The 11644-nt window shown below is 41.6% G+C and carries 8 protein-coding genes and 1 pseudogene; 3 read left to right on the top strand and 6 right to left on the bottom strand.

The genetic code is table 11. The features are described 5' to 3' along the window. Positions 1-65 precede the first annotated feature (65 nt). Positions 66-1484, bottom strand: coding sequence for a hypothetical protein (locus ACFE90_RS29805; RefSeq protein ID WP_375505970.1), 1419 nt, complete (start codon positions 1482-1484; stop codon positions 66-68). 451 nt (positions 1485-1935) lie between these two features. Here ACFE90_RS29805 and ACFE90_RS29800 point away from each other — a divergent pair. Beyond that, positions 1936-2490 (top strand): annotated as a pseudogene (locus tag ACFE90_RS29800) (peptidoglycan-binding protein); the annotation flags it as partial. A 34-nt stretch (positions 2491-2524) separates the two neighbouring features. Here the strand turns inward: ACFE90_RS29800 and ACFE90_RS29795 are convergent. Both ACFE90_RS29795 and ACFE90_RS29790 read right to left on the bottom strand, forming a co-directional pair. Then, complete coding sequence (locus ACFE90_RS29795; RefSeq protein ID WP_375505971.1) at positions 2525-3418, bottom strand: hypothetical protein; 894 nt, start codon at positions 3416-3418, stop codon at positions 2525-2527. Positions 3419-3551: 133 nt separating this feature from the next. Continuing rightward, the gene (locus ACFE90_RS29790) at positions 3552-5444 is read right to left on the bottom strand and encodes a protein kinase (protein ID WP_375505969.1); all 1893 of its coding nucleotides are present in this window, start codon (positions 5442-5444) and stop codon (positions 3552-3554) included. 288 nt (positions 5445-5732) lie between these two features. Between ACFE90_RS29790 and ACFE90_RS29785 the strand changes: the two genes are divergently transcribed. Further along, positions 5733-6641 carry a DUF3365 domain-containing protein gene (locus ACFE90_RS29785; RefSeq protein WP_375505968.1) on the top strand — a complete coding sequence of 303 codons (909 nt, stop codon included), beginning with the start codon at positions 5733-5735 and terminating at the stop codon, positions 6639-6641. A gap of 221 nt (positions 6642-6862) precedes the next feature. Here the strand turns inward: ACFE90_RS29785 and ACFE90_RS29780 are convergent, their stop codons facing one another. The 3 genes from ACFE90_RS29780 to radA form a co-directional block, all read right to left on the bottom strand. Then, positions 6863-8113, bottom strand: coding sequence for a protein kinase (locus ACFE90_RS29780; RefSeq protein ID WP_375505967.1), 1251 nt, complete (start codon positions 8111-8113; stop codon positions 6863-6865). A 601-nt stretch (positions 8114-8714) separates the two neighbouring features. After that, positions 8715-8933, bottom strand: a complete 219-nt coding sequence (locus ACFE90_RS29775) for a hypothetical protein (protein ID WP_375505966.1) — start codon at positions 8931-8933, stop codon at positions 8715-8717. A 261-nt stretch (positions 8934-9194) separates the two neighbouring features. Beyond that, positions 9195-10721, bottom strand: a complete 1527-nt coding sequence (radA, locus tag ACFE90_RS29770; protein ID WP_375505965.1) for a DNA repair protein RadA — start codon at positions 10719-10721, stop codon at positions 9195-9197. 173 nt (positions 10722-10894) lie between these two features. Between radA and rpaB the strand changes: the two genes are divergently transcribed. Beyond that, entirely contained in the window at positions 10895-11623 is a 729-nt protein-coding gene (gene rpaB / locus ACFE90_RS29765) for a response regulator transcription factor RpaB (RefSeq protein ID WP_100898636.1), read from the top strand. Positions 11624-11644 lie beyond the last annotated feature (21 nt).

The raw sequence follows: 11644 nt of genomic DNA, 5'->3' as shown, positions 1-11644 counted from the left end.
GGTTTAATAATTCTTCTCCCCCTGCCTCCCCTGCAACGCCAGCTCCCCCTGCTCCCTTTGCTTCCTCATCTTTTCACTACTGCTGGAACTGATACTTGTGTTCTTAGCTTTCTGGTTTGCTCAATAATTTGGTCTATGTCTTCTTGGGACAAACGCTGGATGTAGTTGAGTTTGATTTCCTCTAAGAAGTCAAAAAGTAAACTCTGAATTTCTGAGAGTACGTGTTTTTCCTTTATTTGAGATCCTAAGACTTTGCTAAAGGTTTCTACTAGTTGACTGGTGAGTTTTGCGCCAACAGGGTCTTCAACAGCACTAACTAACGTTTTGTAAAGATTAGTTGTGATTTGAGTTGCCAGTTGTTCGCTTAACTGAGTTTGAGCTTGTCCTACGCCAGGGAGGTTCTGGAGGTTGCGGTAGACGGGCACTTGATGGAAAACGGTTTCGATGTTGTGGCGCAAAATAGCTACGATCGCAGGTTGGATTTCGGGTAGCACTTGGTAGACAATTGTTTTTACCAAAAGACCTGCGATTGCTTCCACTTCATTCACATTATTAATATCTATGTAGGGACGTAAATTTTCTTGTTGCAGTAGCCAGCGCGTTAACTCACCCTTCTGAATTGAACCCTGAACCTGGTTAATTACTCTCACCACTACAACTTCTGTGAGTTCTTCGGCAAAATTGGCGACAATCCCCTGATGAATTTGCTTTCGCACTGGATGCAAATTCAACAACTGCGCTTGATCGAGGCGGACTACTACAGGTAAAATTCGCAGCCACCGCCAAAATGGCAGTAGTAAAAATAGGTCGTACCAACGCCACAATACTGCTTCAAACCAGCTTAAACCAGGATGTCGGCGTCTAATTAAGAAAGTGCGCCCCAGCAATTCTACGCCAAATAAAATCACAAAGGGTAAGTCAATAATCCAGAAATCATCAATAAATTCGCCATTTTCACCGATTTGGCGGAAGTAGTTAGAGGCAATCAAAGGACGGATGCTCTTGTTAAAAAAACTAATTTGTTGATCCCAGCCATTTTGTGATAGGTAAGGCTGACTCCAAAAAGTGCCAAAGGACTGTTTTGCAGATTCATTACCAATGTGCGATCGCATCCGCTTTTTGATTTTTTCCAGAGTCCCACTCTTATTGACTCCCGCAAACGGGTTACTGTCAATCATCTCGCTGCTAAGACGACTTATTTGTATTAGCCTGCTATTTACCTGAGAAGACTCTAACCCTGTTTGGCTGACTTGTTCTTCTAATGCATCTACTGTTTCTAGATAACTTTTTGTGTCTCGATGGGGTTCGATACCTTTTATTGGGTCATAAATCTGAATAATTTGGGGAAGTTTACGCAAGTAGAAATCTCGCCAAGGTACGTAACTTAAATTAAACAAAACTAAACCTAAATTTACGGTGGCAGTAATTGCCATAATTTTTTTAAACCAAAGATTTCGCTGCTTATAAGGTTTTAGATTTTTCATACTTTGTCATATATTATACACATAACCTATTTGGAATATAAGCTTTTTCATTTGTCAAAACAGAATTCAGGAGTCAGGAGCCAGAATGGGCCAAACCTTAGCTATCCGCTAACAGAATGAATTTTGAACAAAGGTCAAAACCCGCTCCGTTCGCGCGGCATCTCCAATTGCCCCCGCTCTAGCTTGACACAGGTGACAGATGTATGCACTACTGTAATTTAGTGTTCAAGGGGTGGATTTGATTCAAATGATGCTGTATCTCTGCTAATATAAGATACTTCTTTTGATGGATGACAAAAATTATTTTTTGTATAGTTAGTTAAATTCGACAAAATAAATCACAAATTATTCAAAAAACATTAAAAAAGCACAAAAAAAGTTATTAAACAAACTTAAAATGCAGCTGTTAACATTTATAATCCTGCTGATTTAACTCAAAGGAGTTTTAAGTATGTGGTGTGGGTTTGGAAAATCAAGCGCGAACTTTGCTGTTACTTGCCTGATAACGGCTAGCGTCGTAATTGCAGACACAGGTTTCGCAGCCTCTCAACGTAGCTATAGCCCCCAGCAATTCCGTGCTGTGTTGCGAGGGTTAGGCTATAACGTCAAGGTAACAAATGGTGCTTTGAGGGATGAGGAAACTAAAAAGGCAATTCGTGAATTTCAGACGGGTTATAAGCTAAAACCAGTTGATGGTATAGCAGGGCCAAAAACCCAACAATTTGCTGCTAACATCATTCAAATTCTGCACACAAATTTGAATGCAGTGGTAAAGCCAAATCCTCCCCTCTCGCGAGATCATTTTTATGATTCCCGCACGGAAGCAGTGGTGAAGGAGTATCAGAAGAAATATCAGTTGCAAGAAACTGGAATTGCTAATTTAGCACTCCGCCAAAAGCTGAATGAAGAAGCAAAGACAGTTTTTAGTCAGCCGACCGCTACACCGACAGCTACACCGACAGCTACACCGACAGCTACACCGACAGCTACACCAACAACTACACCCTAATCGCCACCAAAAACTCCTATCCCAAAACCTCTTAAGTCATTTGATTTGGTTCTTCTAGAGGTCTGCCCTTGGGTGTAGGTAGAATTGGACGGCGGTCATTGTAAGGCATAGGAATGTACTGGACGCTGGGTCGGCCTCCTTGTGGCTGTGGGTACTGATCCATGAGATCATAAATAGAATGGGGCAGTCCGACTGTTACGGGCAGCCCCATTTCTGTTGCTTCCTCTATAGTGATGGGATAGTCGTGGGTGACGCGGCCGGTTGTCAAGGCTTCGATAATCGATTCGATATTTTCTGGTAAAACTTTTTGTTTAGGTATACTGTCTTTTAGCAGAGTCCGTACAAACCTCTGTACCTGCTGTATTGCTTTGCGTGAGAGGTCGGCCATAATTAGAGTTTGGTCATCAATCTCACTGATGGGTTTATCTTCGACTACTTTTAGGATACTCGCTGCTGGGTAGTTACCCAATTGGGGATCAACTGGCCCTAAAACAGCGTTAGCATCCATAATAATTTCATCAGAGGCGATCGCAAGCATGGTACCGCCACTCATGGCATAGTGAGGTACAAAGACTGTAACTTTTGCCTGGTGGCGAATTAATGCTCTAGCGATTTGTTCTGTAGCTAAAACCAAACCACCAGGAGTATGCAAAATTAAGTCAATCGGCACATCTGGGGGTGTGAGGCGAATTGCTCGCAATATTTGTTCTGAGTCTTCGATAGTAATGTAGCGAGATAAAGGAATTCCCAGGAAGCTAATGGACTCTTGACGATGAATCAGCAAAATTACCCGACTTTTGCGTTCCTGCTGGAATTGTTGTAAAGCACGCAAGCGCCGATATTCTATTTGACGTTTTTGCCAAAGGGGTTGCAAAGAAGTCAGAAGGAGAAAAATCCAAAATAAATCACCAATACCAAAGCCCATAAATATTAATTTTTGTTCAAAAATAACGGTTGTCGTCATTATTGTCACAATTTTTGGGCGATCGCATTTCTATCTGTAGGTTTAAAACTATCTAACCACATTAAGCAAAATATTATTAACCATGAATTATTTATTATCCCCGTCGCCAAATCTTGATAGTGTCGTCATCACCACCACTAACTAGGGTTTGACCATCGGGACTGAAGGCGACGCATCGAACATAACTGGAATGCCCTACAAGCGTGCTGATTTCTCTGCCACTGTGTACGTGCCACAGTTTAATAGTATTGTCCCAACTGCCACTAGCGAGAAATTGCCCATTATGGCTAAAGGCAACTGACCAAACTGAATCAGAATGACCAATGAGAGTACGAATTTCTCTGCCTGTATTTACATGCCACAGTTTAATTGTGTTGTCACCACTGCCACTAGCGATAATTTCCCCATCCTTGCTGAAGGCAATACAGTTAACAAAGAAGGAATGGCCTGATAATGTGCAAATGTTTCTGCCTGTGTATACTTGCCATAATTTAATGGTGTAATCAGTACTGGCACTAGCCACAAGCTGTCTATCTTTGCTATTCGTTGCAGGCGTTGTTGGAGAATAGGCAACTGACGAAACTGAGTCAGAATGGCCTATGAGAGTTTGGGTTTCTATACCTGTGTGTACTTGCCACAGTTTAATTGTGCAGTCAACACTACCACTAGCTAGAAATTTGCCATCTGGACTAAAAACAACGGAATTCACCCAATTAGTATGACCAGTGAGAGTACGAATTTCTTTGCCTGTATTTATATCCCACAATTTGATGGTGTTATCCCAACTAGCGCTAGCTAAGATTTCCAAGTTCAGTTCTGCAACTCCCGCAGATTTACCTGACTCCTTTTGATAAGAAAGCTTTAAGGAGACTGGGCTAAAGGCGACGGAATGAACCATACTGGAATGACCAGAAGACCAACGACCTAGTTGACGCACTAGCTTGCCAGTACCTAGTTGCCAAAGTTTAATAGTATGGTCATTACTGCCGCTAGCAATAAATTGCCCGTCTGAGCTAATGGCGATCGCATGAACCATACTAGAATGACCTTTGAGGGTCTGTACACATTGCCACTTCTGTTGATCTAATACAACAGGTGGAGGTGGTTTAAGTTTAGGCGTTATCACCAAGTTAGATGATATTGGTGCTATATTATCGCCACCAGTATCAGAATCCAATAAATTCAACCACTCCTGCACAGACTGGGGACGATAGGTTGACTCCAAATCCATGCCGCACATAATAGCCTGATTTACCCTCTCGCTGATTTTAGGATTAAAATATTGTGGTGGTTCTAAATTAACATTGTGACGTCTATCATCTGCACTCGTCGGTATAACTGCGGTAAGCAAATTATACAAAGTAGCAGCTAAGGCGTATATATCAATATATTCTCCTCGTGGCGCTTCTGATTCATACTGCTCAGGTGGGGCAAAACCAGGAGTACGATACACTGTATGCCTTTGGATCATATTGGGAATAAATTCTCTAGCGATGCCAAAATCTATCAGCACTGCTTCTGATTTATCAATGCGGATCATAATATTACGTGGTTTGAGATCCCGATGCAGCAGCCCTTTAGAGTGAATTAGCGTTAAAGCGTCGCCAATTTGCCTGATGTACAGTAGCGCTTCTGCTTCTGATAGCACTCCCATCCGTCTTAGGCGCTGTCCTAAGTCTTCGCCTTCGATGTAATCCATCACCATGCAGGGTAAATTTCCCTCATCAAAGATGGTTTCTATCTGTACTATATGAGGATGGTGACACACAGCCAGCCGTACTGCTTCATCACGGAAGTCTTGCCGTAACTTGTTTCGGTGGAGTATCCAGGCGGGGTGATTCAGGATTTCTTCTTTAAGAGTTTTAATCACTCGCAGTTGATTCCGTTGATTTCTGGCAAGATAAGTAATGCCAATTCCGCCTTCACCTAGTTGGCTTTCAATAATGTACCGTCCACCGAATAAAGACTTTCCTGCATTCCACACCATTAGTAATATTTGACAATTCCTGGTATTTATTTTGGCACGGTATCAGAACAGCCAACACGAATTTTTGGAAATTCAATTTTGTTTTGCTGTTGTAGCTTTTTGGATTACTTACTTAAAGAACATTTTCATTAACCTCAATAATTACTAATATAGAGTTGGGTATAACCTAATAGTTTTAGCTAAACTATACTTTTACACCAAAATTTTATTTGATTGTTCATGCTAAAGTAAACGATGACTTTAGCAATATTTGGTCATAATAATTTGACTTGTAGGTAATGTAAAATTATGCTAAAGAATCTGAAGCTGAAACAAAAGTTTACAATTCTGCTACTGGTAATTCTAACATTCGGTCTGAGCTTGAGTGGATTTGCTCTTTCTTCTCTGCTTAGAGAGAATGCTAAACAAGATATTAGCTCAACAGGTCTTATGCTCATGCAAACCATGAGTTCTATTCGTAAATATACCAATACTCAAGTTAATCCAGAGCTAGCTGATAAATTGGCAACTGAGTTTTTGCCGCAAAGTGTGCCTGCATACTCAGCACGAGAGGTATTTGAGATTTTACGTAAAACACCAGACTACCGTGATTTCTTTTACAAAGAAGCAACTCTCAATCCCACAAATCTTCGGGATAAAGCTGACGTTTTTGAGACAGAAATTGTAGAAAGGTTCAGAAATAAATCAGACCTCAAAGAACTGAGCGGATTTCGCTCAATTCCTGGTGGGGATATCTTTTATATTGCTCGTCCCTTACCAATTTCTGAACAAAGTTGTTTGGTTTGTCATAGTGTACCCGAAGCTGCACCTCCAAGTATGATTAATCTTTATGGTACAGCCAATGGATTTGGCTGGAAGCTGAATGAAATTGTCGGTGCTCAGATGATTACAGTACCAGCGAATAACGTCATCAACAAAGCCCATCAGTCTTCCTTAGTAATTATTCTAATTGTATCAACTATTTTTATAGCTACTATCCTGTTAGTAAACTATTTCTTGAATCGACAAGTTGTAATGCCTCTCAAACGCATGACTCGCATCGCCGAAGAAGTTAGTACTGGACACATGGAAGTTGAATTTGAGCAGATGTCTAATGATGAAATCGGTAATTTAGCTAAAGCCTTTAAACGGATGCAGTTAAGTTTAGAAATGGCAATGAGAAGAATCAAACGCACTCAGGGAGGTATAGGGGATTAAAATAATTCGTAGTAGATAAGCTATGCCGAAGGCGTTACCTCTGGTTCGCGTTAGCGTCTCCCATAGGATAAGCAGAAGGTTAAGGTAATTTGTAATTCAGTTGGGCAAAGGAAATTTAGACTCAACCACAAAACTGACTGCGCTTAGTTGCTCTTTACTTTAACCCTGAGAATGAGTTAAACAACTCAAAATTATCTCTAAATGAAAGGTAGTCTATATATTTATGATAATAAGCTTTTTTTGAATTCAAAAGCTGCTTGAAAGTCAGGAATTTCTCTGGCTATGAGTTCAATAAATTGATCGGGTGAAATGTAAGGATTTTGATCTAATATTTCTTCTATAACGAGATTTGCCATTGGCCCGATGTGGTAAGCTAACTCTTGGTGACAATGTTTAATAAATGCTGGTTGGAGCGAAGCTTGCTGTTCTTTGATTCGCCCAATTTGCGGAATAGCCGATGAAGTAGGTGAACTTAAAATTGTTTCTCCAGGTTGGTTGTATGACGGCGATATTGCCGACATAGGTTGAAATTCAGGATTAAATACGGTATGGGGCAAATCATCAAGCATGATTACAGGAGACATTACCACTTCTGGTTCTCCAATCCGCTCTAAATCTATAAGAACTTCACTCGCTGCTTGGTATCGCTTGTTAGGTCTATCTGCCAACATCTGATCGAGTACTTGAGCGAACCCATCAGTAACATAGGTATAATAACGCCACTTCCATTCTAAGGAATATTGATCCATTAGTAAGGATGGATCTCTACCTGTGAGTAATACAATAGCTGTTACTCCCAAAGCATAAAGGTCACTAGAGGGAGAACATAAACCCAAGCTAATCTGTTCTCGGGGAGCATACCCCACTTTGCCGACAAGGGACATTTTGCCAACAAAGGTCACCTGGTTGTTAGAACTTCTCCCTTCATTCATGTCAGCAATTTGCTTGCCTACACCGAAATCAATCAGCACTGGCAGATCCTTACCATCAGGTAACATGATATTATCAGGCGAAATGTCTCGATGGATGATGTTGTGCTGGTGAACATATTCCAAAACAGGCAGCAGATTTTTTAGCCATTCTATAACTTCCTCTTCAGAAAAGTTTCTGCCTTGACGTTGAAGTTCTCCTAGCACCCTAGAATATGTTTTACCGTCAACATACTCTTGTACTAGGAATAATCGACCATCTCCTTCAAAGCAAGCCAAAAATTTGGGAATTTGAGGATGTTGCAATTGATGAAGAATTTTTGCCTCTCTTTTAAATAAATTGCGATATTGTTCCAGTCCACTCTCCCCTGTGCCAATGGGCGCAAACTCCTTGAGAACACAAGCTTCATTAAACCGACGAGTATCAAAGGCCAAGTAAGTTCGCCCCAATCCTCCCTGTCCCAGAAGTTTTTGGATAATATAGCGGTTATCGATTAGAGTTCCAGCAGCTATTTCTGGTCTTGTCATAGGGGACTGTGACATCTCATCGCACTCCTAGCGATTTTATTATTGATAAATTATTCAGTTTGCTGAAAGTCAGAAACTCTAGCTGATATTGGCTTATAACATCCTTAAAATTGAGATTAGCATCACTGTCAAGACAAGGAAATACACTCTTCTACAATCTTTCGACGGTCTTATGTGACCAAATAGACAATTTTTACCTGAGTAGTTCGATCATACTACTCATACTTACGTATTTTAGCAGTCGGAATATAATCAGTGTCTGCGGTAATCTCTGCGACTGCTCTGGGCATCGCCTTTTGGATTTGCAGATGAACCACATTTTACCTCTAGTAATTCAATTGGCACTGAGCTTTGAACAGTAAGGATGTAGCGTGATATCATAGTTTCTCAGAAAAACTGAGGTTGCTATAGACTTCGCGAAAAAATTATTATATGTATTTCAAGTGTTGAATATGCGTTAGCGCAGCTCGTCGTAGACATCGCTCTCAAAAATTAATCTTTCTGAGAGCTAATATTGTTAAAAGATACCTGCTTCGGCATCGGCTATGAAACTTTTCAGTACAGGTGATTCATCAAAATTAGAAAATTCTGCTGCTATCAAAAAATATTACTGAAGCTACAATAATTCATCTAGTTCATCAGGATTTACGCCTAACTGACGCAAACGTTCTGCTAATTGTTCTGCTTTTCGTTTGGCTTGAGCAACTTCTTGTTTAGCTTCTGTAGCTTCTTGTTCTTCTTCTGTGGGTTCATTGACGAGAATAATTACTTTTACCTGCTGGTTATTTGCTAACTGTTGTAAAATCACATTTGGTAAGGACTTGTACGCTCGCACTTGTGCCAACTTGTGCCAAGCGTTGCCGAGGTAGCGACTTGTACTGACTTGTACTGAGCTTGTCTTGAGCGCAGTCGAAAGGCGCAGCCGAAGTAGCGTAATCGAAGTAAGCCGAGGTAAGCCGAAGTATTAGTGATTGGGAACTGGGTTTTCACTCGTAAAAATTATGGAATTTGCTTTGACCCCTTCCAAATTTTGAAACAATTTCCCAGTCCCTAGCGATGCACTGAGCGCAGTCGTTGTATCCCCAGTCCCCAGTAGTTACTCATCTTCGTCGGGTTCTAAATCGTCAGCTGTCAGTTCCTGATGGGGGATGGCGGCGATAATCGCATCTATTACTTTAGATACTGGTAATATCTCAATATTTAAGTCGGGAAATTTTGTCCCTTTTGGCACGATCGCTCGTTTAAATCCCAATTTAGCTGCTTCCTTCAAGCGCAGTTCCATTTGGGAAACCGATCGCACTTGTCCGCCTAACCCAACTTCACCGATTAATACTGTACCGGGATCAACTATGCGATCGCGGAAACTGGCAACGATCGCGATCGCAATTCCCAAATCCACCGCAGGTTCTTCCACATTCAACCCACCCGCAGAAGCAACGTAGGAATCCAATTTCGACATGGGAATTCCCACTCGTTTTTCTAAGACAGCGAGAATTTGCACCAAGCGGTTGTAATCTACACCAGTACCAGCACGACGGGGTGAAGGGTAGCTGGTGGGACTCACTAAAGCTTGCAATTCCACAACTATCGGGCGAGTCCCTTCGCAAGCAACGACAATGGCAGTACCGGGGGCCGGATCGTCACGGTTGCCTAAAAATAGTTCTGAGGGGTTGGCAACTTCCCGCAGTCCATCTGTCACCATTTCAAAGATACCGATTTCGTGAGTTGCGCCAAAACGGTTTTTCACTGTCCGTAATAACCGATGAGATGCAAAGCGATCGCCTTCAAAATACAACACCGTATCTACTAAATGTTCTAAAACTTTTGGCCCGGCGATCGCTCCTTCTTTGGTAACGTGTCCCACAATCAGCATAGTGACATCTTCGTGCTTCGCCACCTTCATCAATGCTGCTGTACATTCCCGTACCTGAGCTACCGAACCTGGTGCAGAAGTCAGCGCTGGAAAAAACACCGTTTGGATACTATCAATCACCGCCACGTTTGGCTTGAGAGAATCTATTTCCCGTAAAATTTCTTCTAAATCTGTTTCTGGCAGTACATATAAATCTGCACCTATACTGTCAGGATCTATGGGAAGTGTGGCATTTACTACCACAGTGGTATTCTCATCATTAACCACATTTACGCTTTTTGATACTCCTAAACGAGAAGCGCGTAATTTTACCTGTTGCCCCGATTCTTCACCAGTTACGTAAAGGATGCGATATTTCTGTGCTAATTGATTTGATACTTGCAACAATAAAGTCGATTTACCAATACCTGGATCGCCGCCAATCAGCACCATAGAGCCAGGGACAACTCCGCCCCCAAGCACTCGATCTAATTCTCCATAACCAGATTCCCACCGGGCAATTTGGCGATCGGTAATTTGGTTAAATGTTAAAGAGGCTCGTGCTTTAGCTGGTTTAGCCTGAGATTTGCCATTGGTTTGAGTTGATTGCCAACCACTCACTCCCCCCCGACTCGGTACATCTACTGAGGATTGAATAGAAATTTGTTCTTCTAGAGAATTGTAAGTGCCACAAGCTGGACATTTACCAAACCATTGGGGCGATTCTGCTCCACATTCATTACAAACAAAAAAGGTTTTTGGCTTTGGCATTCTTAAATCTTATTAAATAATCTTAATATTTACTTAATTCCGGAAAAAAACTAAAAACCAATAAGAATAGTAGTATTTTGAGCTTTTTCCAAATCAATTCATGGAATGATATCTTAATATTATGGTATTAAAAATTAATCATGTAAATTTTTCGTGAAGGAGCGTTGAGAAACTTGGAAAGCCATAAAGAAAAAATCTTGGTGGTAGACGACGAAGCCAGCATTCGCCGGATTTTGGAAACGCGCCTTTCAATGATTGGCTACGATGTAGTGACGGCTGGCGACGGGGAAGAAGCATTAGATATTTTTCGCAAAACTGATCCTGACCTGGTAGTTTTGGATGTAATGATGCCAAAGCTAGACGGCTATGGTGTATGTCAAGAATTACGAAAAGAATCAGATGTCCCCATTATTATGCTAACAGCTTTGGGGGACGTGGCCGATCGCATCACTGGTCTAGAATTGGGTGCTGATGACTACGTAGTTAAACCATTTTCCCCCAAAGAGTTAGAAGCTCGAATTCGCTCAGTGTTGCGGCGAGTAGACAAGAACGGTGCTTCTGGAATTCCCAGTTCTGGGGTAATCCATGTCGCTAACATTAAAATCGATACGAATAAGCGACAAGTCTACAAAGGCGATGAGCGAATTCGATTGACAGGTATGGAGTTCAGCTTATTAGAGTTATTAGTCAGTCGCTCTGGAGAAGCTTTTTCTCGTTCGGAAATTTTGCAGGAAGTTTGGGGTTACACACCAGAGCGCCATGTTGATACCCGCGTAGTAGATGTGCATATATCTCGTTTGCGGGCAAAGTTAGAAGATGATCCTAGCAACCCAGAATTGATTCTTACAGCACGAGGTACTGGTTATCTTTTTCAGCGAATTATTGAACCAGGGGAGGAGTGAGGAGATGAGGCAGGGGAGGAG

This window comes from uncultured Nostoc sp. (assembly GCF_964245445.1).
GTDB lineage: Bacteria > Cyanobacteriota > Cyanobacteriia > Cyanobacteriales > Nostocaceae > Nostoc.
Note: the sequence above shows the minus strand (reverse complement) of the source record. Positions and strands in the feature narration are given on the sequence as shown.